Below are 26,371 nucleotides of genomic sequence, written 5' to 3' on the forward strand. Positions count from 1 at the left end.
TTCGAATGGCTGTTACATTTCACACTCACAACCGATCAAGCCGCATTTCTTGCACATGAGCTCCTCTGCAATTTCCTTGTTCCGTCGACGAATCCAACTCAACTCCTCTGGACCAGGCTCCCAACAAAATTCATCCCATTCCTCTGGAGTAAAGTATGTCCCACCAACAATTGGCATAAGAACTCCCCATATTTTAGTAATTTTGGATTTTGTTAAACTGTCTATCCATCTCAAAATCCGAATAAATATTTAACCATGAAGCCCGTTGCTTTAGCCGTGTGGAGTATCAATGCTTATTCAACAGATTGAAGATCATCTCGGCGGCCTCTTGTCTTGTAACACTTTGCTTCGGACGGAAGCTACCATCTGGATAACCTTGAAGCAAAGATTCCTTCGTAAGTCCAAGCACCTCTGTTTTGGCCCACTCTGCAATCCCCGATTCATCAGTGTAGAATCCTCCAAAATTATCGGTTTCCTGAATCGTCCGCGCTACATTGCCAACCATTTTGGAGGCCTGCTCCCTTGAGATCCGCATGTCCGGAGCGAACACACTCTCTGAGAATCCGCGGGCAACCACATGCTTAATAGCTGTTTGTAGCTCAGGGATATACCAACCGTCTGCCTGGATATCTTCAAACGTAAGGGCTGTATCTGGCTCCGTTGGCAGCTGGAGGGCACGAACCATCATGGAAGCAAACTCAGCACGGGTTACCTCTCTGAATGGCTCAAATGTGGTATCTGAGGTGCCTTTTAGAATACCATCGTCAGCAAGTGCCTGAATTTTCCCCTTATTGAATGAACGATCGATGTCAGTAAACTTCGGCTTACCTGATCCGTTGTCCACCGGCTGATCCACTACTGGAGCTGATGTAGGAACATCAGCAGGAGGTGTTACAGCAGGAACATCAATTACGTTATCTATTGCGGGAGGAACGGATGGCTTGGAGCTGGAATATGTCCGCTCGGTGATGATCTGCGACTCGCTCTTATCCCCATTTCTATTCTCCGTCCAGACTTCAATCTCGTACTCTGTTCCGCTTTTAAGATGTTCCCATACAAAGACTGGATTCTTCCCTTTGTAGATCACCTCTCCTTTATGAGCAATGACGATGGTGTCATTTGGCTTCGTATTGCCCACGGTTACGGTGATGGAAGTAGAGGACGTCGGTTCCGCCTCCGCTGTAAATTCGCTATCTGGTAATGTTTCAAACGGCAATTCGAAACGGGAGCTGGCTCCGCTGCTATTCACCGGCTCAATGACGGCCGTGTGCAGCTCTGAACTTTCAAATCCTGTGAAATTGAACCGCAATGCTGTGGTATCACCAAGCAGTTCGCCGTCCAGATATACCCTGTAATAGTCAGCTCCAGGAACCTCAAGCCACTCTGCTGCTGCACTATTACTTGTTACCTCCGTGATCCAAGCATCGCCTTGCTGAATGCTGCTTGGGTAAGTCCGCCAGTGGAAAGTACCTGGCGCCCCTTTTCCGGTGCCGTTCACCGCAATGACTTGGTATGCGTAATCTTGACCCGGCTGCAGATCCTGCACCTGGATGGATGCTTCACTTGTGGTCCCTATTTCATCTTTACCTTGATAGACGATATAATTGGTTGCACTCTTAACGGGTTCCCAGCTTAACATGAAGGAACGATCCTTCGGCTGCTGAGCAGTAAAGCCTACGACCTGCCCCGGCAGAGTTAGCAATTCGCCATTACGACGGTCTCCATAGCCGGAAGTATTACCAGCCGTCAGAGTAAAGGCATAGTTCGTTCCGGCCGAGAGACCAGCTACGCGCAGCTGAGTATCTGCTGTCGTATAGTTGCGGCCGTCGATGTCTATGTTATACTTCGTTGCACCGTGGATGGGTGTCCAGCTTAGTACAGCCGACTGCTCCTGAATATCACTCACCGTAACCTCACCAGGTTGCTCTGGCAAAGTCAGTCCGTAAACATCATTTGTTACCCCCATGCCGCTGCTGTTGAAGGCTTGGATGGTGATTTTTGCCGGCGAGCCTGCGGGTAAGTCCGTAATGGCCGTCTTCAGTACATCTGCCCCAACACGGTGCTCGTCTACCCCATTAACGAAGATATTGTATCCGGATGCACCGCGAACGCGGTTCCAGGCAATATCCATTTCATTTCGGCGCGCCTCTATAACCGTGAGACCGTTAACCACTCCTGGGAGGGTCAGTACATCAAGATGGCTGTATGCGCCCGGGCCCGTAGAATTAATTGCAGCCAGTCGATAATCGTAACGGATACCAGCGGACAGCCCGGTATCTGAGTAATAATCCTCGTACACGGATTCAGTAACTGACATTCCATCCCGATCCAGCGTATAGTAAGTCGCCGTCGTCACACTATGCCAGGTTAGATCCACTCGGTTTTCACCAATCGAAACCGATTTGAACCCATTTGGAGTGTCCGGGAGTGATAGAATCGATTGAATCATTGCAGGTCCCTCACCGGTAGCATTGATCGCCGATACCGCTACATTATAGACGGTTCCCGGCTGCAGGTTGAGCACCGATTGATATACGCTATCGGTTACTGTCTGGTTATACACTTCTTGCTGCTGCGGCATTTCATAGGCCACAATCCGATAGCTATCTGCAGACTGTACCGGATCAAAGCTTGCTGTCAATTGTCCAGCATCTCGATCCACTGGATGCAAAGCCAGACTTGCTGGAGCAGCCGGTAAAGTGAGCAGACGAACGGAATGGCTTACCGCTTCACCCACATGATTTCGGACTGTGAGCTCATACTCATAGTTCGTACCTGGAGATAAGGAGTGATCTATCACCCGGTCCCCAGGATAGGTGACATTCATGGTTTTTCCATTCGTAAGATTACGTAAAGTGTACTCATACCCGTCAATATAGGTATTTCCGCCAGGGAGTGTCCATTGTAGTGCAGCTTCTTGAAGTCCCACGGACTGTACTGAAAGCTCAGGAACCTCCGGTGGTAGCTGCAGGCGCAAGGCGGATGAGTTGATTACCTCGCTGTTCCCTACATAATCTTCAACCTTAGCATGGATATACCAAGTACCCTCTTCCATGATATTTACCTGGAAGCTGTTGCTGTTCGCCAATTCCCAACTATTTGGCTCATCTGGTGTAGAAGTAACCTTGTAATATCGGCGATCTGGATTAATACCTGATCCATCATCCTGATATTGAATAGTGGCTGTTATTGAATCTGCAGACCATTCACGCTGCGACGGGCTCATATGGATGACAGGATCTTTCTTATCAATGCGAACCGTCGTGGATGTCTCGTCGCTGATATTTCCTGCAGCATCCACGGCGCGTGCAGTGATGACGGTTAATCCATCTTCTGAAACCTCACCTTGGTCTCCGGATGTATAACTGCCATTACCGATTTTGTACTCATAACCGAAGGCACGTGCGTCTGCAGAGCCTGAGATCGTAAACTGAACGTCACCCGCTGTGTAGTCGTCCGTGGACAAGCTAATGATTGGCGGGGTCGGCGGCGTCCGGTCGATAACTGCCGTTCCGTTTACAATGGTACTGATGTTACCGGCATTGTCCGTGCTCCGGGAGAATACCTGGTGTTCCCCTTCTTCAGAAACTACGAACGGACCGGTATACTTCTGCCAACCTGTTGCAGCTCCAACCTTATACTCGGTTATCTTCACTCCGCTGAGCGTATCCGACCCGGGTGTAATTGAGATTTCTATATTCTCAGAAGTGTCTCCATCCGGATTCATATGAATAATCGGCGTCGTTGGTGCTGTCTTATCGATATTGGACTCGGCCGATGCCTCGCTACTCACATTTTCAGCGTTATCCCAGGTGCGAGCATATATGGTCTGTTCTTCCTCTTTGACTACGAATGGACCCGTATACTTCGTCCAATCCCCGTCGTTGATTCGATATTCAGTCTCTCTGGCACCGCTACCTCCCTGGTCATTTCCATCAGTAATGGTGACAGTCTTCGTACCACTCTGCCAACTGCTGCCACCTGATATTGATATTTGTGGTGGTTCCGGAGCTGATTTATCTATAAGCGCATCCAACGTCGTGACCGGGCTGGCATTTCCCGCTTGGTCCAATGTTCTTGCTCCGACGATCACCCGCTCGCTTACAGTAAATGGACCCTTGTATTCCGACCAGTTACCTCCGTTAATCTGATATTCTGATTTCTGGACACCGCTCACAGTGTCCTGGCCATGTGCGATCGTGATCACCTTATTTTCGTTATACCAACCACTTCGATCCACTGTAATCGTTGGAGCAGAAGGTGATGCTTTATCAATCAGCGTATCCAGCGTCGTGACCGGGCTGGTGTTTCCTGCTTGGTCCAACGTTCTTGCTCCGACGGTCAACCGATCACTTACGGTAAACGGTGCAGTGTAGTCCTGCCAGCTGCCTCCGTTGAGCTGGTATTGCGACTTTTGGACGCCGCTCAGGTTGTCCTGACCATGTGAGATCATGATCACCTTATTACCGCTGTACCATCCGCTTCGATCTGCTGATACTGATGGAGCTCCTGGTGCCGTCTTATCGATCAGCGTGTCGAGCGTGGAAACCGGACTGGCATTTCCCGCTTGGTCCAGCGTTCTCGCTCCAACCGTTACACGCTCTCCTACCGAAAACGGTCCCGTATAGTCCGTCCAGCTGCCTCCGTTCAGTTGATACTGAGACTTTTGAACACCACTTACGGCGTCCTGGCCATGCGTGATCGTGATCACCTTATTGCCGCTGTACCAGCCGTTTCGATCGACGGAAATCGATGGAGCTGCAGGCGCCATCTTATCGATCAGCGTGTCCAGCGTCGTGACCGAGCTGATATTTCCAACCTGGTCCAGTGTTCTCGCTCCAACCGTCAATCGCTCGCTTACAGTAAATGGTCCAGTATAATCTATCCAACCGCCACCATTTATCTGATACTGAGACTTCTGGACCCCACTTAGGCTGTCTTGACCATGAGCGATCGTGATCACCTTATTGCCGCTATACCAACCGCTCCGGTCAACTGCGATCGATGGGGCGTTTGGAGCTGTCTTATCGATATATGCATTTGCAGTAGAAACTGGACTGGTATTGTCGTTGTAATCCAGCGCTCTTGCTGTAATCTGAGTAACACCTGAATTAGATAGGACGAGTGATCCCGTATAGTCAGTCCAACCCGTTGATGTTGCCCCACTCAGCATATACTGATACTTCTTGACTGCCGTTTCATTATCTATGCTGCCATCAATAACAACAGAAACATTACCGTTCGTGTAGGCAGCTGGACTTAAAGTAATATGGGGCTGTGTCGGTATATAATAGTCTTGAACCCTATTCAAGGTCATATATATCCCCCCAACACCAGCTCCATTTCGCTGCCCTCCAGATGTAACCCTGATATAGCGAACATAGGTAAGTTGGGAATTCCTTGCTTGACCCCATCCTACAGATGACATTACATAAGTGGTGCTTGTCGAGCCAGCATCCGATCCCAACCTATCAGCAAACCATGTACTCCCATCTTCCGAAAATTCAATAGTGTTAACCGTGTAGGGCCTTGCACTACGCACTTCACCGTTGATTGCAAATTCGAAGGGGTTTATTCCAGGCGCTCCAAAATCCAAAGTCGTAACTAAGGTATTGAACTTTTTTGTATCGCCAGTTTGATTTCCTGCAACGGAAAAGGTCTGGCCTTCATAGTAAGCATGAGCAGTTTTAAGTGGCACAACTGCCATTCCAAGGGTATGCAGTAACAAAGAAGCGACTAACAACATCTTTAAAAAAGATGCCCTCGAAGATTTACGAGATCTAGAGATCATTTACAACCTCCTAACTTCAAGAATAAAAGAATAAAAACCAAGGAATTACGGAATGCAATCTTCATGAATCGGCCCCTTTACATGATTGGGGGGAGCGATCCACTTCACGCGGTCAAATGACTATCCAAAACTAACTAATTACGAAACTTAGCCATTATAAAAATGGTAAATATTATAAAACACTTATATTCCAATTAATTAGTATACGTATTTATACGTCAACCTCGATGACCTATTCTGAATTTAACGAAGTATTTAGAGCTGTACCTGGTCAACAACAATAATTCGAATTCTCAGCGTGAGGTTTGCTTTTTTATGAAAACAGCTGCATAACCAGTAGAAACAAGGTGGGGCTCTACTGGTTATGCAAAAGCCTCAAATATATACCTAAAAAAGTGTCTGACCAAAATCGCCTCTTTATTACCGTAAATCACGGACTCCTATACGCTCATTACAGAAATTTAGCCCTGTAGAGTATCAATGCTTATTCATTAGATTGAAGATCATCTCAGCGGCCTCTTGTCTTGTAACACTTTGCTTCGGACGGAAGCTACCATCTGGATAACCTTGAAGCAAAGATTCCTTCGTAAGTCCAAGCACCTCTGTTTTGGCCCACTCCGCAATCCCCGATTCGTCAATGTATAATCCTTCAAAATTATCGGTTTCATGAATCGTCCGTGCTACATTGCCAACCATTTTGGACGCCTGCTCTCTTGAGATCCGCATGTCCGGAGCGAATACAGTTTCCGAAAAGCCATGAGCCACCTCATGCTTGGTCGCCGTTTTCAGCTCTGGGATATACCACCCTTCAGGCTGAATGTCCTCGAAACTGAGCAGTGTATCTGGCTCCTCTGGAAGTCCTAATGCCCGTACAATCATGGACGTGAATTCTGCCCTCGTCACTTCCCGATATGGCTCAAATGTCGTATCTGAGGTACCTTCAATTACTCCTCTCTTAGCCAAGAAGATGATTTTCTCCCTGCTGAAGGTTTTATCAATATCTTTGAATATTATATCTATGGGTGCTCCTGTACCGGTGTCAATCTCAGCAACAGGAGTCTGTGGCTCCGTTGGTACTTGAATCGGGAAACCCGGTTCCTTGATGACTGTGGTTTGGCCACCCCCACCGCCTCCTCCACCAGTTCCCAAGGATGGCTTCGTGTCTGTCCGCACCGTGAGCTCTTTCGGCACGGACTTCACTCCCCCGGTATTTTCTGTCCAAACGATGAAAGTGTAGCTGGTTCCAGCAGTCAGTTCTCCTTTGGTAAAAGATTTGGCCATACCACGATATACCTCTTTTCCAGCCAACGAAACGACCACGGTATCATTCGGTTGCACACCCTCGAAATAGAGGGTGACAGAATCTGTAGTATGATCACTGCTTAACGTGAAATCACCTGATGGTTTGGTCTCAAAGGCTGCTGAAAGCATACCTCCACTTCCGCTGGCGTTGACAGGCTCGACAGCAACCACATAAGTCCGAGAGCTGTTTAAGCCGTTTAAATCGTACGACAGGCTTGTCGTTTCCGCGATGATGGGTTGTCCATCCAGATAAACCCGATAGATGTCTGCACCGGTGACTTCCTTCCAAGTCGCTTGGGCGGAGGATGATGTAATTTCTGAAACTCTAAGGGATCCTTCTTGCATATCGCTCGGCAACGTCCGCCATGTGAATCGGCTATAGTTCCCTTCTCCGTTGTCATTCACGGCGAAGACACGGAAGTGATAGATAATACCCGGTAGCAGGCCGCTAACGTTCATGGCCGGTTCCGTAACGGTCCCAAGCTCTCCGCTACCTTCTTGCTCGATCCGGTACAAAGTAGCGCTCTTTGAAGGTGTCCATGCCAAGGTAAATGACGTGTCCTTTGCATTTATACTGTTCACTCTCTCCGGAGCTGCTGGCAAAGTAAGCACGTTAGCACTCACTTTTTCCCCAAACCCGGATGCATTACCACTCGACACGCTTGCTTTGTAGGCCGTTCCGCCTTCAAGCCCGGTGAACACGGCAAACGTATCGGAAACAGTTATCGTCTGTCCATTCATGCTTACCTGATACTTGGTTGCGCCAGGCACAGCATTCCAGTTCACTTTGACACTCTTCTCGCCAATTTCAGTGAATCGGATTCCGTCCACCTGCAGCGGGAGCGTCAGTGCATAAGTTGCTTCTGTTACCCCTAAACCGCTGCGGTTAAATGCCTGGATCGTAAACTGAGCCGATTGGCCAGCCGGCAGATCATGGATCGTGATTTCGTTCTGATCGGATCCCAGTTGTGTCGGCGGCCCGCCATCCACCGAGAACCAGAACCCGGCTGCCCCTCGGACAGGTCGCCAGCCGAGCCGGATCCAATCCTCTCCTGCGTCCAAGCTGCGGAAGTTGTCAGCTTTGGCCGGAAGGGTGATAAGGTCCAGCTTCGATTCATCCCCGCTGCCGGACTCGTTCGTTGCGGTCAAGCGGTAGCGGTACTCGGTACCAGAGTTCAGCCCGAGATCATGGAAGGCGTTATACACATCGTCGTACACCGTTGCTCCGTCCCGGTCCAGTTCATAATAGGTAGCGCTCGTTACGCTATCCCACTGCAGATCGACATCCCGCTCTCCAATCCGGACATAGGTAAACCCGGGAGACGCTGGAAGCGTCATGATGGACTGGTGAGTGGCCTGGCCTTCCCCGCTCTCATTGATTGCGGATATGGAAATGTCATAGAACGTAGCCGGCTGCAGGTTCAGCACCGGCGCATACACGCTGGTCGTAACCGTCTCATTGAACATTTCCTGCATCGTATCGGCTTGTACTGCTCTCAAGCGGTAGACAGTTGCCGACTGCACAGGGTCCGCGCTGACCAGTGCCTGGCTGGAGTCATTTTCGACTGGTGACACAACCATATGCTGCGGAGCTGCAGGAAGCGTCAATACCTCTACCGTGCTACTGGTTGCTTTTCCAACATGATTGCTGACTTCCAGCTCAAACGGATATCGGGTACCCGGCTGCAGACCCGTAACGGTAAGTACATTTTCCGGATAATCTGCTGTGAAATGCTGCCCAGTAGACCGGTTGTATAGGGTGTATTGATAGCCATCCGTATAAGCAGTTCCACTCGGCAAGGTCCACTCCAGGACTCCCTCATCCTGTTTTACCGATTGAACGGTTAAACCTGAAGCCCCCGGCTCCTCCTGCAGGTGGAACGGCTTCGAAACGGTGATCTCCTCATTCCCCACCAGATCTACCGCTTTGGCATGGATGTACCAAATGCCTTCATCCGGAAACGTGAGCTCAACCTGGTTATCAGCTGCTATGTCCCAGGTGGCAGGTTCGTCCGGGGAATTCGTAATTTTGTAATATCGTTCTTTGACACCTGAACCTTCATCTTCAAAGGATATTGAAGCCTGGATATCATCATCTGACCAACTGCGTCCGTCCGGCGAGATATCTATAACAGGCCCATGCTTATCGATATATACTGTCTTGCTGGTTACAGCACTCACATTCCCCGCGGCATCGATGGCTCGGGCAGAGATCACCACTGTACCGTCTTCCGTTATGCTGCCGCTGCTGCCCTTTTCAAAGGCTCCATTACCAATTTGGTATTCATAGAAGAACGGGCTGAGCGTGTCGCTGCTGCCATCCACCTTGAAATCCACATTGCCGGCAGTATAGTCGTCCTCTGTCGTAGTAATCACCGGTACGCTTGGAGCTGTCCGGTCTACCACTACTCGCAGCGGATCCACATCTGCCACATTACCGGCCTTATCGATGGCTTTGGCATGTACGTACCAAATGCCTTCATCTGTGATCGTAGTCTCAGTGTCGCTGTCAACCGGTTTCCAGGTCTGTGGTGCAGTAGGCGAATCGGAAATCTGAATATATCGTTTGGCGATGCCAGAAATGCTATCTGCAAATTTAAACTCGGCCTGTATTGCATCTTGAGCATATTCGGCGTCGGTAGTCACGGTGACTACCGGCTTTGTCTTATCGACCGTCAGCTCATAGACAGCTTCCTGACTGACATTCCCGGCCTGATCATAGGAGCGGGCCGTGATCACGGTCGTTCCTTCTGCAGAGACAGTAAAATCATCCTCCGCGTCCACTGGCCACTTCAATGGCGTGGCGCCGGACAAAATATACTCCGTCCGATGTATACCCGATCCCGTATCCGTTCCAGGACGGATATGAACGCTCACATCTTCCGGACTCGGAGAGGCTTTACTTACTTCAACGACGGGTGCCGTTGGACTGGTCGTATCGATGAGAACCGTAACGCTTGATTCTTTCCCCACGTTGCCTACGTCATCTGTTGAGCGGGCGGTAATTACCGTCTCCCCTTCCACAGCAGCGGGGATCACAAATTCGGAATTGTACGGCTGCCAGCCTTGGGTTATGGCTCCCTCCAGCTTGTATTCCATAAGGCTGACATCCTTGTCGGCAGGCGGTTCAATAGTCACCCGAATATCCCGGTTAGATACGGTTTTCGTAGGATGAATCTCCGGCAGGCCGGGACTTGTCCGGTCGATCTCGATCATTTTCTCGGTCACGTCACTGACATTCCCCGCTTTATCGATCGTTCGCGCCCTGACAACCGTCTCACCTTCGGTTGTGATTGTGAATGGATTTTTCGATTCCTTCCAGTCGGCATTCTCCGTGCCGCTTAATGCGTATTCTGTTTTCTCTACGCCCGAGAACGTATCTGTTCCCGATGTGATGCTGACCGTAACGTTTGTCGCCGCCTTACCGATCGGATCCGTCGTGATCACCGGGCTGGTCGGCTTGGTCATATCGATTTGTACGGACGCTGTGCCTTCGGGGCTCAGATTCCCTACGTCGTCAGTGGAACGGGCAGTAATGGTCGTTGTTCCTTCAGTCGCGGGAACGGAAAACCGTCCGTTGTATGGCTGCCAATTCTGCGTCACCGCACCATCCAGCTTAAATTCCGTACCGGTTAAATCACTATCTGCAGCGGGTACAATCTCTACAGGTATGGCCGCATTCGAGAGTGCTTTTGACGGTACGATTGTAGGTTTTGCGGGTCCTGTTTTGTCGATGTGCACGACAGCAGTTTTTATGCTGCTGATATTGCCTGCGTTATCCACGGTTCTCGCACTGACGGTGGTTTGCCCTTCATTGGACACCTGGAAGGAAGCTGAATAGGTCTTCCAATCGGCAACGGTGGCTCCAGCCAGAGCATACTCCGTTCTGGCCACTCCGGACTTTGCATCCGTTCCTGGCGTGAGGGTGACGGTAACTGTTGTATTGGATTTTCCGGTCTTGCCGGTTGCTATCGTCGGAGCTGTCGGAACCGTTTTATCAATTTTGGGATCCAGTTCGGAAACCGGTCCGATGTTGCCTGCATTATCTATGGTTCGGGCATAAATATTGACGCCCTCCTGGGTAGCATTCACGGCCGAAACGTAATCCGTCCAGGCCCCGCCTGTCCCGACCCGGTACTGGCTCTTTAACACACCGCTTCCGCCGCTGTCAGCACCGTGTTGGATCGTCACGACCTTATCGGCATTGGAGTATGCTGCATTGTTGATCAGCAGTGCTGGTGCGCCCGGCGCCGTCTTATCGACGATGATCGTACCATCATATGTGTACGAAAAACTCCCTCCATAAAGATCCACAGTTGCAATCGTAAGACCGTAGCTGCCCTGGGGCAGTTCACTTGCCGACCAGGTAAGCGCCCAAGCACCAGAAGATGCATTCATTACATACTTACTTACCCCTGCGATCATTCCCCCGATGGTTACGTTATCTCCATCTGGATCATTGACGGAACCCGATACCGTGATGCTTGTATAACCAGCAACGTCCGATAGGTACTTCGTTCCAGATGTCGATACGGATAGGCTTGGGGCAGCATTCACGACACTACCTTTCACATACCAATATCCATCGCTATGCCTACCGTCACTCGGATAAGCTCCATCAGCAGCTTGCAAAGAGGAGATATAGTTTCCTTTACTGTAACTATATCCTGACGGAATTGATGTATAGGTAATCTTATTCAACTTGTCCTTGCCATTATCCGTATCCCATCCTCTTCCCACCCATAATTTATTGGTATCGGAGGATATGTTCTGGTAGGATGCACCGTTATTGAACATTAATTGGATGCTCTGAATATACGGATAATCATCTCTATCGTAATTCCTGATATTCTCATTTCTCACGTTATCTCCCGAGAGAATATACTTTCCTGTACTTGGGTCAAAGGAATATCTTGAGTACGCTGTTACCGATATACCGTCTGAACTATACCGATCTTCTATTCCAGTCGATCCCGCCGCCTTCGGGTCGCTCCATGGCCCGTATGGAGTGGAGACTACCTCATATTTGGAATAGTTATATAAATGTGCAGCTGCGTATGTTTTAAGTGGCACAACGGCCGTTCCAAGGGTCTGCAGTATCAAAGAAGCAACTAACAACGTCTTAAAAAAAGATGCCCTCGAAAATCTACGAAATCTAGAGATCATCTACAACCTCCTAACTTCAAGAATAAGAACTAAGTATTTATTGAAAGCAATCAACCCCTTTACATGAATGGGGGATGAGCGATCCGCTTCACGCGGACGGATGACTATCTAAAACTAACTAATTACGAAACAAAGTCATTATAATAAATGGTTAATATTAGTTTACATTCACATGCCAATTAATTAACTATTATGCGTATTTAAACCGCATGTAAGGGTACTTACAGAGTACGTTCACGGTTTTCCGGGCTAAGCTAAGCTTCAGCACATTCTGGATATTGCCATAGCTTACAAATAGGGTCGAGATGATCGTGAGTATGCCTTCCCTGCTCCATTTATCCAGCTTCGTTTCAACCGGCAATTTGTTATTTATGGTTGTTAGACTGATGGTATCTCCATACACCGTATGAACACCTTTTTTCTTGAGTTCTTCCAGTGCATGCTTTCGATACTGAAGCAGCTGCTTGGAGTTAATCCAAAAACCGAAGAGAACCTTTGGTGAAAAGTGAATGAATACCTTGTCCCCTTTTACTGAGTACTCATAGAACCAATTTAGGCGTTTATCCAAGAAGCACTGACCGATGTAATAAAACAGGTTCACAATAAGCAAAAAGCCTACAATCATGTTAAGCAAATCGAGTTTTACCAGGATAGTACCTACTGAGATCCAAAAGAGTACATCTACTACTTTCCACATCGCCTTCATAATGCACCCACTTTCCACTCCATGATTAGCAAGGTCATGAAACTGATTAACATGAAAGGAACGACGGGAAAGGTTCTCTTCCTGATCAGTCCGTAGACAATGGTGAGCAGAAGCGTGCCAATCAGGACGAACAGTGCACTATAGAATCCAAGACTAAGGCCAAGCCATCCAAATAATTGAATATCTCCGCCACCCAGCTGATCTTTTAAGCTAATTGAGATCATTAACAGCCCTAGGAGAATACATAGGCCTGTCAGGAGATAGTGCCACCAGGGTTCTGGAGAATAGAAACATCTAATCAGAATTGTCCCTAATACGGATGCCATTACCCACCGCCATGGAACGGTTCTTGTCTGAATATCCTTTATGCTGAATATGATTAGGAGGACCAATACGAATACGTACTGAATAACAAGTCCCATTAATAACGTTGCCTTACATTTTGGCTATCTTCAAACATACTTCCAAAGATTCTGACTTTGGATGTGGTACAAGCGTAAATGTCCCCATAGGAATCTTCAGCTCTGACATATACTTTTACGGTTACGTCACCATCGCTCCAGTCTTTGTCAGTGAATATTTTGCGGTCCCGGTAAGTCTCTCCCGTTATCATGGTATGCTCTTTGATTGGGAGTTCCCAAGTAGCTGCTCCCGTATTTCCGCCACTGGTTCGCTCTAAGGTTACAGTTTCAATGTAGTTGCCCTTCCGATCATAAAACTTGGCGATCACCTCTCCAGGCTTAGGACCTGAATACGTTCCTCCAATCTTCTCCGCCGTCCCTTTGAGCCCTTTAGGAACTAATTTTTCCCAGTTGGTATAGTAATTCGTGGTGACCTTCAATTCATAGCCATATCCAGCTCGTGTAACTTCATTAGGATTGAGGCCCTTTTCTTTCGCATATGGAATGATGGCCCAACTGCCTCGACTATGACGATCACTTTCTTTGGGGTTATTCTTATCCGTAGCGATTCCTTGGCGAGTATTGATCTCAGTAGAAACCGACAAGGTCTCATGATAGAGTACATCCTCATACTCCCAAACTGGTCTGGAAATCGGTAATATGCGAACAATGTACGGATACGTGACTGTCCATTTGGATGTAACATTTGCCGTTGATTTGTTGTTACTGCAGCTCGAGTCGGAAGTCGTTTCTCCACTGCTAACCATACAGCCGGTTGATGCGATGTTATTCCCTTCATTCACATCTGGAACAACTGCTTCTGGATCTACATGGATTGTAATGTTGTGCAAGCCGATTTCACGGCCTGTCCATTTCACAGGCCCGACGCTGATTTCCTTATTCGCTGGCATGTCCTTCTTCACTTCGTAGATTGTATCCTTGCCGGCGCTGATCCGGATCAGAACCTGCTTCTGGTCTTCCTGGCTACGATTGATCACCTTAGCCGTAATGTTAGAGGAATCCCCCCTCTTGATCCGTGAAGGCGAAGCCGTGATCGAAAGTGCGACAAGATCGATCTCCTGCAGCTCCACTTCAAATTCATCCTCGATCTCATTGTTCTTATACGCCTCAACCGGAACCTCCAATGCCCTTGACTGATGGTTCGGGTTATTCACAAATGCATTGACCTTTATCTTATATTTTCCTGGCGTGCGGCCAACCTCAACTTTCCCGAGGTAATGATTGAATTCCTGGCCGTTCTTCATGGTTTCCGGCAGCCCGCTGAACATCTCTTGGAATGTTTGCTGACTGTTTTCTGGACCACTTACCTTTACTGTCGCGATATCTGGAATTCCCCGACCGTCTATGTAGTCACCAGCGTTGAAATCTTCGCCAACATACTTCCACTTCAACCAAAGCTGTCTTCCTTCAGTCAGCGTCAACTTAGTCGGGATATAATCCATTTCTTTGGGCATTTCCGGAAGATGAACCGTTTGGATCGCTGTGCGGCCGTAGCCATCGTCTACTATTACATCAATATCTCTCCCCAGAGCTTCAGCCAAGGACTCGTAATCGTCGATGATCAGTGAAGCAGATTGGACAGGATCTGAGGTGTGGATCAGTCTCCCTTCATTTAAGCTGACTACATTTTTCAAATTGGGGAAAGCCCCCTTTGAGGTAGCTACAATCCGCACATCCCGGTCCGCAACCCCATAGGTTTGTATGTCTACCTTGAGCTTTCCGTTATTGGCTTTTGCTTTTATTTCTGGCCACTTCGTTACTTCGTAAATGGCCTGGCGGTTCGATTCGCTGATTTTTTTTGTCTCTTTAAAGCTAATACCCATCCGTTGAACAATTCCAGGAATACGTAATAGCTCGTTAAGTTCAACTTGATAAAAGTAAGGGTGACCTGGCAGGAAGTCTTCATCATCAGCATTTTTAATAAATGCTTCTCTGAAGTAGGCTCGTTGCTTTGAGGTAACAGATTGGCCATTCATAATTGCATCGAAAAGCTCGCCTAAAGCATCGGGACTTTTGTACACTAGACCAAAACCGTTCTCTTTGTCAAAATCAGGATCGCCAATATTTTTCTTTACATTAAATACATCATAGTTATTAATCCTTGAAGTCGTGCTGTCACCACTAAAATTGAAGATTGCAGTCCAACGAGATAACTGCCATGGGCGTAAGACATTTTCATCAAGCGCAGGTATATAACCCTGTAGGAACTTTCCGTCAGTCCCATAGTCCCATTCATTAATATAATCCTTCAACATGGGTGTCTGGTCGTCAGCAGAAGCAACTGTTGAACTGAATAGTGAAAGAAGAAAAACAGCCAAAATTATCTTATACTTCATTAAGTAAAAACACCTACTTTACAGTGAGTCTGCAATGTCGACAACCTCCGTAAGAGTCCCAGCTGTTCCGATCATTTTGTTGTTTTGAATTAGAGTGTACAGAACCACAACATCATTTTTGAGGTCCTGATATTCCCCCCTCAAACTTCTATGATTCATATCCATATAGATGTTGTATCCTTCAATTGTGTTCTCTTTTACATATTCTTTGGTAATGGTTATTCCCCCTTCTCCTAGCGGAAAAGAGTACTTTTCACCAGGCTTCAGTTTTTTACCTTTATAGGTAGCACCGGCATCCTCCGGAAGTGTGAAAGTCAAAGTTCCATTGGCTACTTTCATGTTGTTCTTGAACAAGGATTTCGCCAGATCTGTTTGCTCACCGAATTGGAAAGGCGCGAAAACAGAATCATTTGCTTTAGGTGGCTGAGGTACATTGGTTCCAGTTGTGATGGAAACGAGACTCTTTGCAGAATTCCAGTCCACCGAAGCACCCAGCGCTTCAGATACAAAGCGCAAAGGAACGTAAGTACGATTGCTCTTCACTTTAGCCGGCACATCGAGCAAAATACGCTCAGATCCGCGATTAACAATCGAGCTGTCGATCTTCATAGAAATTTTGTTTTCTCCTTGCTGGATCAAAACGGTCTTGTCCTTGTAGTCTACTTTGGCACCGAGAGCTTCAGATACAAAGCGAACAGGAATCAGCACACGGCTACCATCCAGCACCGGCTTACCATCAGGGAAGACGACTTTCGTTGCATTAACCTGAACCGTAATGACTTTTTCCGCAGCGGAAGCCACCGTCCCAAAACTAACTGTTACCATCATTGCTGCCAAGAACCCAATGAATTTCTTCTTCATAATTACAAATCTCCTTTGTCCTTTAGTGTTAGTGGAATGTTTGTGAAAATCGTTACACTTTCTAATCAATTAGATAGTAACTGATCATAATTCCACTTTACACCAGCCCGATGGCTCTGTCTATTTTTCTCGTTTTTTTTACACCTCCACAATATAAACTTGGCGGCCGATCTTAGATGAACATTCAATTTATTTGCTCCCCTTAACTCCTGCCGGGGCCAAATAAACCTTTCCATCTTCTTGGTATTTCACAAGCTTCTTGTAGACTTCAACTGAAGGAGCCTTCACGATCACAATCGTTGTCAGTGAGCTGCGGCCATCTTCGCCAGGGCTTGTACCCTCAGAGTTCTCTCGCCCTACGACTAAGAGATTCGCCAGGTCCGGATCTTCATCTGAACCGATGACCGTACTGCTCCCCCCATCTCCCTTCAGATAAACCACAGCATCCACAATGACGCCGGGTTTCACCATGCCTCCGGTACTTGAGGACTGATCCACCTTGACTGCGACTAAGCGCTGTGACTCTTCCAGTTCCAGTGCACTTCCATAGCTCGATTTGTCGGAAGTTGTGATACCAGACTTCTGCAGGGCTTGTCCCTTATAAAAACCGATAGAGCCAGCGTAATACTTGCTGCCCGATAGCTCGTCCAAGCCATAAACAGCATCTTCTGGAACCTGGCTCTTGACCATGCTGCCCATCTCTACCAAATCTGTTATTTCTTTATTCGGATCGATATTTTCCTTGGCAACCACAACTTCCACAACTTCTGTATTGCTGCTCACATACTGCGTTGCAACGAGCACTATTGCGAAACTGACAATCAATGCGAGCCCCACGACTGTCACCCGATAGGTGTTTTTGTTCCAAAGCTTCTTCAACGCAAGATTAGATTTCTTCACTTAAATTTCCTTTCTACTTATACTCGGAGTTATAAGGGGTTATTTTGGTGACGCTCATTGGCCTACTTTCTAAGCCAATGAAGCGTCCAGAAACCATTACTACGTTACAGGTGAATTTTGCAACAACGCGAGGTGCTCCATCGCTTCGATATTCCATTCTCACCTCAAGTTTTCCGTCCTTATAAACCGTGTTGCTCAAGTTGGAGTCCAACTTTAAGTTGTCTCTGAAAATCGAACGAACACCATCATACAATTCACCTTGCTCCAACTTGATACCGCCGTTTGAATAATCATTAATATCAGTTGCCAAAATAATACCCGAATCAATTGCTTTATCAAGGGTTCTTTTAACACTCTCATTGGCTTTCACGTAAATCCCTAAGTCAACACTGAGTAGAACAAGAAATATAGCAAGATAAGTAATGATCATGATCTTGAAGGAAGACATCGTATCAGCTCCCTTCGCGAAAATACGTACTTACAATACCGTAAGAGCTCATGGGAATCGTAACCGTAATCTCGCCATACCCTACAGGCTTAAAAGCCTGCAGGGTATATTGCATAGAGGCTTCAATTTCAACTCTTCCCCACCTCTGAACTCGTTTTGGCGTACCCGTTACTGTTATTAAAGATGTATCCAAACCTTGAGCCCTGGCCATTTCCATAAATAGCTGCCTTGTGGAAGAGTCAAACCCGCCTTCCGCCTGCATAACTTTTAATGCCTCATCACCAGCTATAGCTAATTTACGATGTGTATTCCACATCCCGGATAAATCTACATAAAAATAAGCAAGCACGGACAAAATGAGTACTGTGACTGCAACGGATACTCCGGTAATATCTCCACGCTGGTTAATGAATCTCCGAAGAAAGCTAAGCATAGGAGCTTAAACAATCGTGTCGAATTTAGCCTGAATTTTTGACCAGAATACCGGAATATAGTCTTTAATCAGAAGGAACACACCACCTGCAGCTACAATACCAATAAGAATCCAGGCCATGGAACTTGTGCTGGAATTACCACGACCATCCATGAAATTACGGACCGCTTTATGAGCAATCCTTCTTACCAGAGATTCACCTTTCACATGCAACCGGATCATTCCATTTTTAATTGCGTTTGTTTGTTTCATTAATATAGCCTCCTAGTTTTCACAGATCTGAAATTAGAGTTGAAAATGCAGGGAACAGACAAATTGGAACTGAAATAATCGCGTATAAAATCAAACTCATAGACAAAAGACGGACTCTCTGAGGTCTGGATTTTGTAATTTCAATGATGGACGTTGTTCTTAACTGAACAAGCTCAAACTTGATATCATCGAAGTACTCTTTAGCCTCTTCATAGCCGGATTCAATACCGATTTTGACGGCAGTCGCAAATTGCAACATCACAGGGAGCGTAGTTTCACGAGCAAAGATTTCTATAGCTTTGCTGGGTTCCATATCTTGAAGGTTTGTATTTAATCGTTTTAAAAGCGCCTGCATCTTGGGCCCGCAGTTACCTTCCATTTCCCGAAATACATGAATGAAGGATTTACCTGTTTCGAGGGCCATTTTCATATGTTCAATGAATGTAGGAAGGTCTTTTGTAATTTCCCGTTGCATTTGAGCGAAGGACCTTTTCACATCATTTGTCTCTTTTATCAAGATGACGATAAAGACGATAGGAATAATAAAATACAATCCATTCAACATAAAGCAGAAAAGAGCAATTGGAGCGGTAAACGTTAAAGAGCGGACGGTCTTGATGGCCACCATCTCATAAAGGCTTTCGTAACGGCCCATGACGGCAATGATCTCATGAATATTTCGACCGAGGAGCACCTCCAGCTTGATATATGGATTCTTGTTTAATTTGGGAAGAAGACGCTCACTTAAGAAGCTGACCATCTTCCCTCTCTTTCTCTTCCTCCTCTCGATTTCGCTACTAGCCAGTTTTTGAGCTCTCTGGGCGTAAACTTTATATTGCTTAAAATTTGGTAGTGCAAAATTTAATAGCAGTAATAAAATCACAAACAAAATAATTCCTAAGCAATAAAGAATAAAATCCAAGGCTAATTAGTCACCTCCTTTCTCAAAGATTATCAAGATTAACAGCCAGCCACTCATCCGCTTTGACAAAAACAAAAACGGTCAGAATTACAAATATGACAACGTAAATTTTGCCTAAAGTTGTTTCCAAAAATATATTGGAATTCGTGAAGTTTATGGTAGAAAGAGCGATAGGAATTAACCAGCACATTATCATCACTATTTTCAGACTCTTCCGATCCTTCTTCGATTTAATAAATAAATCTTTCACGATTAAATTGTCGGTACTGAATTCCCTCGTTGTCTCTTTCAAAGACCTAATTGCCTGATCATGGAAACCTTGTTCCTGTGCACTGAGTAACTTTTTGCAGTATTCTGAATACCTCTTGATTTTAATGTCTTTTTGGGCTGTATCTAACGCTGTATCCAGAGGAAATCCTGTTTGGAGATCTACGAGAATATCTTCAAAGGTTGACTTCGTGATTCCATGCATATCTGGAATTGCGACCTCTAGCGCTCGCTGGACTGATGAAAAGTCTGACAGTTTACTGGTCAAAGTCTTCAAGTTATCAGGAAGCTCAAACATTTTCTCTTCCCTCTTCGACCGCTTCATTTTAAGAATGATATATCTTGGCAACATATAGGATATTGCTACACCCACAGCGATAAAATAATAATTCCCCAACACTACGGCGATGATGAAGCCAGATGCTAAAGCAAATATCGTGATAAAAGAAAACTCTTTTATGGATATCGTGTAGCCATCGTTGGCTGCTTCTTTTTGTACCTTTTCATACCCCAGCAAATTCATGAGGCGATTTCTTTGTTTGTTTTGATACTGATTGTTCACTTTTTGTACTTTAGGAAGCAGCAAAATAAAAGAGATCAACCAAGTGATTAATAAACTAACATAAAGTATCAGGTTCATACCGTGATTCCTTCTTCGCACCAACGATTGATAATTTCTGCTGAAGCTCCTTTTTTGATCATCTTATCTCTCAACTTCTTCAGCTTTCCTACTCGTTCATGCTGTTGGGTTTGGAAATTAAATTTAAAGATTTGATTCAAAATAGGTTGCGAGTTCCGATCAAAGCCCATTAGCTCACAGATGTCAGTCACTCGCCTTACTCCATTAATGTTCTGTTGGTAGATCAAAAGATCAATGGATTCGCCCACTTTAGTTGCAATATAAGGTGTGTCCCCAGCCATTTGTGTTAATCGTACAGCCATCATCCTCACATCATTCGCATGAATTGTAAAGGCCACGATATTACCAGTGTTGGCAGCAGAAAGAACTTCAGAAGCTGCTTCATTTTCCCGAACTTCTCCAATAATGACCCAGTCTGGATTTTGTCGTAGCGTAATGGCTGTGATTTTGGCAATATTGTATCTCCGGCGAACATTTTCATGTTCCTTTACAATAAAACTGACGATATTCGGATAATCTTTATAGGCTGTTTTCTTCTTCAGCATCATCTCTTCACTATCCTCAATGGTTAGTATCCGTGTAATAGGATTTAGATATGAAGGAATTCGATTCAATTGAGCTGTTTTCCCCGAGTTTACGGAGCCTCCGATCATGACTGATGGCCCTAAAGGATAGATGTCTGTAAAGAATTGATTAATCGCTTCACTTATGTTTCCATATTTGATACAGTCTTCACTCGAATACACGTCTGGAGGAAATTTACGGATAGATAGTGTAGGAAAGTCTGTCGTCAATCCCCCTTTTTTACGATCTAGTACTGCACTGATACGGAATCCTCCATACTGAGAATCGATGGCAGGATCATTTGCTGATAGTGTTTTTCCCATGGGGAAAAGCATTTTATTAAAAATAGTCAGCATATGTTCCTTATCCCTGAACACAATACGAGGATCATGTTGCGACTTACCACTAATTTCACTCACATTGTCCTTTGGTCCATTGCATTCAATACTTGACGTATTGGGATCATCCAAGGCTTCCTGCAACGGTCCCATCAGCGTAATTTCTGTTCGCACGGCTCTAATCACATCATCGATCTCCACACTGAACTGAAAGGTTGTCTGTGCACGAATATAATCAGAAATGTATTGCCAGACTTGAAAACGCTTCTTCTCATCATAGAATGAGACAATAAAGTCTTCAGCATAATTGGTCTTGAGATAAGATCGTGTTTGGTCGACGAGGAGATCAATCATCTCACTATCCTTTTTGTCAAACTCCCGTTCATTATGTTCCTTCAGTGCTTGATAAGAAATGTACTCCGCTGGATTAACAATTCCGAGATGCGTCGAGAAGCTTTTATTTTCTATGTTGTCTTGATTTTCCATTGTTTTTGGTTTCAGGTCATTGATAAATCCAAGGAGTTCTTTATCATTCAGTACTTTCTCTTCCTTGTATCCTGTATCCATTTCGCTATATAAAACCACTTGATCTTTCATGCCGTAACCCGGCAGCCTTTTATATGCAGAAACAGAAATAGGAAGTGCAGTGTGACCAGGAATATTCACAATAACCCCATCCGTGTGTCTTAAAGTAACGAGTGTCATGGGATGGAAAAGCTGCCCTTGGAGCGAAAATAGGATAAGGTTATAGTCCTTGGCTAACTGATTCATTAAGTCAATTGGTGCCTTCAATAACGTTTCCAGATTGTTCAGCTTTATCAACACCGCCAAATTATCACTAGGTTTGGGGTGGGTAAGAATACAATCGACTCCATCAATTTGGAATAGGTATTCTTCAATTGATTTGACTTTTGACCACTCGAAATCGGTGAGCAGCTGGTCTATACTTTTTTCTTCCGGCAAATCGGCCGATTGATCTGAATGAACCGATAATCTTGGCAGCCCTACGCAAGGCAATTCAACAATCACTACCTTCTGTCCAGCTGCGATGTATTTTTTGGCAAGCTTCAATGCAAGCTCCGTCGTATCTGCCCCTGAAGGGTCAAATAGAGAAAGAGATATCGAACCATTCGAAAGCGTAAGACTCTCTTTTTTTCTTTTGAATATCAAGTATGATCACCTCGCAAAATTTCATTGATTATTGAGTCTGCCTGAGCCTTAAACGGGTCAGGGATAATGCCGGAGTGAAACAAACGTATGTCCAATTCGGCACAGAATTTCTTAGTAAGTATCTCTGAAACAGCTGATACATTACCTTCAGATGGATTTACAATGATATCCGTCTTCGATAGAAAGTTTTTCTCCTGCAGCAGCTGAATCGTATCCATCAACTTGTCCATGTCCCACATTCCTGGAGTTGAAGTCAGGATCTTCTTTTGAAGTCGTACAAATTCATAAGCAACCTGCGAGAGCTTATTACTCTCTAACAGACTACCAACATCCAGGATGACAACATCATATTGGTTGGAATACATGATATCGATAAAGTCCTCACATCTCGGGTAGAGATAAATACCTTCTACCTTGAAGGGAATATTGCGGTCAAAGCCTAGCTTCCAGAACACGGGATCATTTTTAGGGAGCTCACATATAGCAACCTTTAGCCCCTGCTTAACCAAGAAAGCAGCGACTTGAAGTGAAATGGTCGTCGTTCCCACTCTCCCGCGGATGCCGGCAACGCCGATAGTATAGGTACCAGACGTAGCTGGCAGAGCGAATGCTTTTGGTGCCTCCTGTTTTTTGGGAACCGACGTTTTTATTTTCTTCGGTTTCACCTCCTTCCTTGGCTTATCTTGGGCTTCGGGCACTGGCTCTTCTACTACCTCCTCCACCTTAGTTGCTTCCTCGGCCTGGCCCTCTTCATGCGCAGCAGCTTCTTGCTCTCCTGCCTTCCTTGCACGCTTGGCCAGAAACGGGAGGACTTCTTGTAGCTTCGTCTTCCCAGGAACTTCTTCCTCATGTTTAACGTCCTCTTTATCTGAACTATCTGCTGCCTCGTCCGATTGAGATTGCGAAACTGAAGCTGGTTCATCCGGGGGGCTAAATTCCACAACGTCTTCCGGAACAGAATCTGCCTGCAAAGGTGCCTTATCTTCGACACTATATTGAAACTCTGTCTCCCCATCCGTAAAAGCACTTAAGGTTGATTCAACCGTTCCCGGCTCCAGCTTGTCATAATGAACACAAATAACATTATGATTCATAAGCGTGGAGATGAATTCATCCTCAGCATCTCGCAAATGAATAAAGACGACCGTTACTGAAGACTCCTGTGCTTGGAGCCAATTCACATGACTTAGCAGCAATTCTTCATTTTCTGCAACGTTGTCAGCCACAATGCATGTATCTGCTTGTACGGACTGCCACTGCTGGATGAAGAATTCTAAAGACTGGATTTTCCCGACGATCCGGGCGTCTTTCATTTCCTCTGTAAACCATTCCTGTTCGGCTGAATCTGCAGAGGCCATTAATATGCGTTGCATCAAGCACACCTCTTCATCTATGAATTGCCTAAGCAATATAATTTTCACTACATCGCTTAGGCAATTAATCAATGTGTTTTGATTAATTTGCCGGTAACAACTAGGACTGCTACGAAAGATCGTAATAATACCTCGAACCGTCACTCTCAAACATGAAGAACTTACCGGTTACGGGTATATCCTTGTTATACAGGTCAGCGTCAGTTATGAACCACGGTTCAAATGATAGGCCTGCCAGCTGCACTATTTTCATAGCTGACTCAGCTTTGGCATCATCTGAAACATGAACCACTAAGACAGTTCTTCTTTGGTCTTCAGCCTGGTAATAGCGTTTGAAAAAATCCAGCTGATAGGTCATCGTCTTCATCCACTTCTCATCTTCCCGGTAACATAGAAGATGGAATTGTATGTCCAACCCCTTAGGGTTTCGTAACACATAATAGGCCATTGGAACTTGCACTTCTTCATTCAATTTAAGGACCGGATTAAATTCGAAATGCTTCAAATCCAGTTTGGATAATTCCAAATAGAGCTGGTTGGTAACCACATACTTAAACTTGAATGTCAATGTGGATGGCTTAGTGGACCGAGGATCTCTCGAACCTACCTGGGTACCATATTTATACTTCAATATGTCAGCTCCGCTCGCCCCCAATTCGTACAATATGGGACACTCTGATTTATTCTTGGAGTAACTTCCCCAAGAAACTCTCCGGACCAGTCCATATTTAACCAGGCGGCCAAGCCGCTTTCGAATCGTCTCTAGCCGGCTACAATCTGGAAAGAAAATGGAGTGGATCTGTGTAAATGTCATGCAGCGGTGAACAAAGATCGTCTTCACGATATTGATATCCCGCTCTGTAATCCATTCCCGCTCGATCAAGCTTTCAATATAGTAAAATTGATGATTCGTAAGTGGATCAATTCCTGTGACATGAGCGTACGGATCATCAAATACAGGATATTTATGTAGCACATTTGCACTTTCCAATGGATTAATCAATGGTGATGTTTCCATGGACCGTCCGTCCCCCTTAGTAAACCTCATGTGGGAAGCTAACAATGTTCCCAGCCATTCTTTGAGTGTCTTTGTTAATGCTCTTAACTCTGACCGTCACCGATTTTCCGAGTAGCGAACCTTCGGGTCTGCGATTTGGAAACCAGCAAAGAGCATGAATTCCTGGTTTCACTTTTACAAAAAGGCCTGTGCCTTGTACTTCATTAATCACCTTGCCCGAGTAAAAGTTCCCTACGCCGAAGTTTTCATGCACACGATCCCATGGATTCTCCATCAACTCTTTACGAGAAACATGTACACGTCCCTTATCTCGATCAATTTCTTTGATTTTGACTGTAACTTTGGCCCCTAAAGGAAGTTTCTTCTTCATAGACTCATTCCAGTCATACTCGTAGTCTTTTTTGCTCAGGTAGCAGTCAACGCCATTGACTAATAAATAAATCGCCCTGTCCTCGAAGCCAGATACAGCACCGACAACCACATGATCTATTAACTCTTCGTCAGGTAAGCTCCAAAAATTCTCTCTCAGAACTTCTAAAGCTTGAATTCTGGATAGCAAAACAATACCGTTCTCTTTGTCAAATACCTGAAGACCAGCATCTAGACCCTGCTGCTTAACATCCAAAACCATAAAATCAATCGTGTGATCCACAAACCCAACGAGTGAACGATATTGCTGTGAATCGAATTGACTTTCATAGATCATTCCTTTTAGTCCATGATCCAGTTCAACGATCGCACAAGACATTTTTTGACCGTAAGGCATGTGCTCTTCAATGGAGCTGACCCGGCCGCTTAGGATCTCCTTGTGTTTTAAAGCTTTCTCATACCGAGCCATTTTATTAATAGTCAACGCCTCATTCATAATGTTAACTCTCCCTTTAGGTATAATTTGTATGTACCTGAATGAATTTTCCTGATCCCAACCAGTTCCAAACTTTTAGCATCGCTGCAACGAATACGTATTTTTCCTAATTGGTGAAGTGTTCTAAGTTGGCTGAATTCCAGCTTTGATGTGTAATTATATACAAAATAGTCTTTACTCACGTTCAAGTCAGATTTGGATATCTGTATAGACAGACCATCATCGCTATTATTCAGTTCCACCCCGAGCCCTAATACCGCATGTCGAATCGTTCTATTTACAGCAGACCAATCCGCTAACAGCTGCCTATTCGACTTATAGACATGATTCACAATTTTATAAAGCGGCACTGTGGGGTATGCCATCAAGCATTGGTTATAGAACCCCTCCAAGTTTTCAGGTTTGACTGCAGGATGAGTTAGGATGAAATCCAATTCATCAATAAGATGATCCTGCCCCAAATGACATCCCCCATTCTATTTAGTTGTTAGTTTTTGTTATATTTATCTTTTATTGATGTTAACTAAGTCATTAATTAAATGACTAAAAAATAAAAAAATAAGCCGTTCTTGGGTTTATGATTGAGATACCGGATGT

Annotated in this window: 17 protein-coding genes; all 17 read right to left on the reverse strand. The window is 45.5% G+C overall.

The features are described from left to right. Nucleotides 1–286: 286 nt before the first annotated feature. The 17 genes from ACE41H_RS15335 to ACE41H_RS15415 all read right to left on the reverse strand — a co-directional run bounded on the left by ACE41H_RS15335 (nt 287) and on the right by ACE41H_RS15415 (nt 26,235). On the reverse strand, nt 287–5,317 hold the full coding sequence (locus ACE41H_RS15335) for an OmpL47-type beta-barrel domain-containing protein (protein ID WP_375356283.1): 5,031 nt from the start codon (nt 5,315–5,317) through the stop codon (nt 287–289). Nucleotides 5,318–6,268: 951 nt separating this feature from the next. After that, entirely contained in the window at nt 6,269–11,956 is a 5,688-nt protein-coding gene (locus ACE41H_RS15340) for an OmpL47-type beta-barrel domain-containing protein (protein ID WP_375356285.1), read from the reverse strand. A gap of 493 nt (nt 11,957–12,449) precedes the next feature. Continuing rightward, entirely contained in the window at nt 12,450–12,965 is a 516-nt protein-coding gene (locus tag ACE41H_RS15345; protein WP_375356287.1) for a hypothetical protein, read from the reverse strand. Next, on the reverse strand, nt 12,962–13,387 hold the full coding sequence (locus ACE41H_RS15350; protein WP_375356289.1) for a prepilin peptidase: 426 nt from the start codon (nt 13,385–13,387) through the stop codon (nt 12,962–12,964). The genes ACE41H_RS15345 and ACE41H_RS15350 overlap by 4 nt, the downstream gene beginning before the upstream one ends. Further along, nucleotides 13,387–15,723: a CARDB domain-containing protein gene (locus ACE41H_RS15355; protein ID WP_375356291.1), complete on the reverse strand. Its 2,337-nt coding sequence runs from the start codon at nt 15,721–15,723 to the stop codon at nt 13,387–13,389. The genes ACE41H_RS15350 and ACE41H_RS15355 overlap by 1 nt, the downstream gene beginning before the upstream one ends. Nucleotides 15,724–15,741: 18 nt before the next feature. Beyond that, a complete protein-coding gene (locus tag ACE41H_RS15360) occupies nt 15,742–16,584 on the reverse strand; it encodes a copper amine oxidase N-terminal domain-containing protein (RefSeq protein ID WP_375356292.1) in 843 nt (280 codons plus the stop codon). 189 nt (nt 16,585–16,773) lie between these two features. Next, on the reverse strand, nt 16,774–17,484 hold the full coding sequence (locus ACE41H_RS15365; protein ID WP_375356293.1) for a CpaB family protein: 711 nt from the start codon (nt 17,482–17,484) through the stop codon (nt 16,774–16,776). 13 nt (nt 17,485–17,497) lie between these two features. After that, nucleotides 17,498–17,932 (reverse strand): hypothetical protein, encoded by a 435-nt coding sequence (locus tag ACE41H_RS15370; RefSeq protein ID WP_375356294.1) that lies wholly within the window; start codon nt 17,930–17,932, stop codon nt 17,498–17,500. Nucleotides 17,933–17,936: 4 nt separating this feature from the next. Beyond that, on the reverse strand, nt 17,937–18,365 hold the full coding sequence (locus ACE41H_RS15375; RefSeq protein ID WP_375356296.1) for a DUF4320 family protein: 429 nt from the start codon (nt 18,363–18,365) through the stop codon (nt 17,937–17,939). A gap of 6 nt (nt 18,366–18,371) precedes the next feature. After that, nucleotides 18,372–18,617, reverse strand: a complete 246-nt coding sequence (locus ACE41H_RS15380; RefSeq protein WP_375356297.1) for a hypothetical protein — start codon at nt 18,615–18,617, stop codon at nt 18,372–18,374. Nucleotides 18,618–18,636: 19 nt separating this feature from the next. Then, a complete protein-coding gene (locus ACE41H_RS15385; protein WP_375356298.1) occupies nt 18,637–19,539 on the reverse strand; it encodes a hypothetical protein in 903 nt (300 codons plus the stop codon). Nucleotides 19,540–19,561: 22 nt separating this feature from the next. After that, entirely contained in the window at nt 19,562–20,446 is an 885-nt protein-coding gene (locus tag ACE41H_RS15390; protein ID WP_375356299.1) for a type II secretion system F family protein, read from the reverse strand. After that, nucleotides 20,443–22,518 carry an ATPase, T2SS/T4P/T4SS family gene (locus ACE41H_RS15395; RefSeq protein ID WP_375356300.1) on the reverse strand — a complete coding sequence of 692 codons (2,076 nt, stop codon included), beginning with the start codon at nt 22,516–22,518 and terminating at the stop codon, nt 20,443–20,445. Before ACE41H_RS15395 ends, ACE41H_RS15390 begins: the two co-directional genes overlap by 4 nt. Next, entirely contained in the window at nt 22,515–23,891 is a 1,377-nt protein-coding gene (locus tag ACE41H_RS15400; RefSeq protein ID WP_375356301.1) for a hypothetical protein, read from the reverse strand. Before ACE41H_RS15400 ends, ACE41H_RS15395 begins: the two co-directional genes overlap by 4 nt. 109 nt (nt 23,892–24,000) lie before the next feature. After that, complete coding sequence (locus ACE41H_RS15405; RefSeq protein WP_375356302.1) at nt 24,001–24,909, reverse strand: replication-relaxation family protein; 909 nt, start codon at nt 24,907–24,909, stop codon at nt 24,001–24,003. A gap of 16 nt (nt 24,910–24,925) precedes the next feature. Beyond that, the gene (locus ACE41H_RS15410) at nt 24,926–25,774 is read right to left on the reverse strand and encodes a 30S ribosomal protein S1 (protein ID WP_375356304.1); all 849 of its coding nucleotides are present in this window, start codon (nt 25,772–25,774) and stop codon (nt 24,926–24,928) included. Next, on the reverse strand, nt 25,771–26,235 hold the full coding sequence (locus ACE41H_RS15415; protein ID WP_375356305.1) for a hypothetical protein: 465 nt from the start codon (nt 26,233–26,235) through the stop codon (nt 25,771–25,773). Before ACE41H_RS15415 ends, ACE41H_RS15410 begins: the two co-directional genes overlap by 4 nt. Nucleotides 26,236–26,371: the final 136 nt, after the last annotated feature.

The sequence above is a fragment of the Paenibacillus enshidis genome (assembly GCF_042136365.1).
GTDB lineage: Bacteria > Bacillota > Bacilli > Paenibacillales > Paenibacillaceae > Paenibacillus > Paenibacillus enshidis.

Bases quoted from the DNA above. Each gene is read 5' to 3' on its own strand.
- ACE41H_RS15335 (WP_375356283.1), bottom strand. From the start codon at position 5,317: ATGACCTTGAATAGGGTTCAAGACTATTATATACCGACACAGCCCCAT.
- ACE41H_RS15345 (WP_375356287.1), bottom strand. From the start codon at position 12,965: ATGAAGGCGATGTGGAAAGTAGTAGATGTACTCTTTTGGATCTCAGTA.
- ACE41H_RS15350 (WP_375356289.1), bottom strand. From the start codon at position 13,387: ATGGGACTTGTTATTCAGTACGTATTCGTATTGGTCCTCCTAATCATA.
- ACE41H_RS15355 (WP_375356291.1), bottom strand. From the start codon at position 15,723: ATGAAGTATAAGATAATTTTGGCTGTTTTTCTTCTTTCACTATTCAGT.
- ACE41H_RS15360 (WP_375356292.1), bottom strand. From the start codon at position 16,584: ATGAAGAAGAAATTCATTGGGTTCTTGGCAGCAATGATGGTAACAGTT.
- ACE41H_RS15370 (WP_375356294.1), bottom strand. From the start codon at position 17,932: ATGTCTTCCTTCAAGATCATGATCATTACTTATCTTGCTATATTTCTT.
- ACE41H_RS15375 (WP_375356296.1), bottom strand. From the start codon at position 18,365: ATGCTTAGCTTTCTTCGGAGATTCATTAACCAGCGTGGAGATATTACC.
- ACE41H_RS15380 (WP_375356297.1), bottom strand. From the start codon at position 18,617: ATGAAACAAACAAACGCAATTAAAAATGGAATGATCCGGTTGCATGTG.
- ACE41H_RS15390 (WP_375356299.1), bottom strand. From the start codon at position 20,446: ATGAACCTGATACTTTATGTTAGTTTATTAATCACTTGGTTGATCTCT.
- ACE41H_RS15400 (WP_375356301.1), bottom strand. From the start codon at position 23,891: ATGCAACGCATATTAATGGCCTCTGCAGATTCAGCCGAACAGGAATGG.
- ACE41H_RS15405 (WP_375356302.1), bottom strand. From the start codon at position 24,909: ATGGAAACATCACCATTGATTAATCCATTGGAAAGTGCAAATGTGCTA.
- ACE41H_RS15410 (WP_375356304.1), bottom strand. From the start codon at position 25,774: ATGAATGAGGCGTTGACTATTAATAAAATGGCTCGGTATGAGAAAGCT.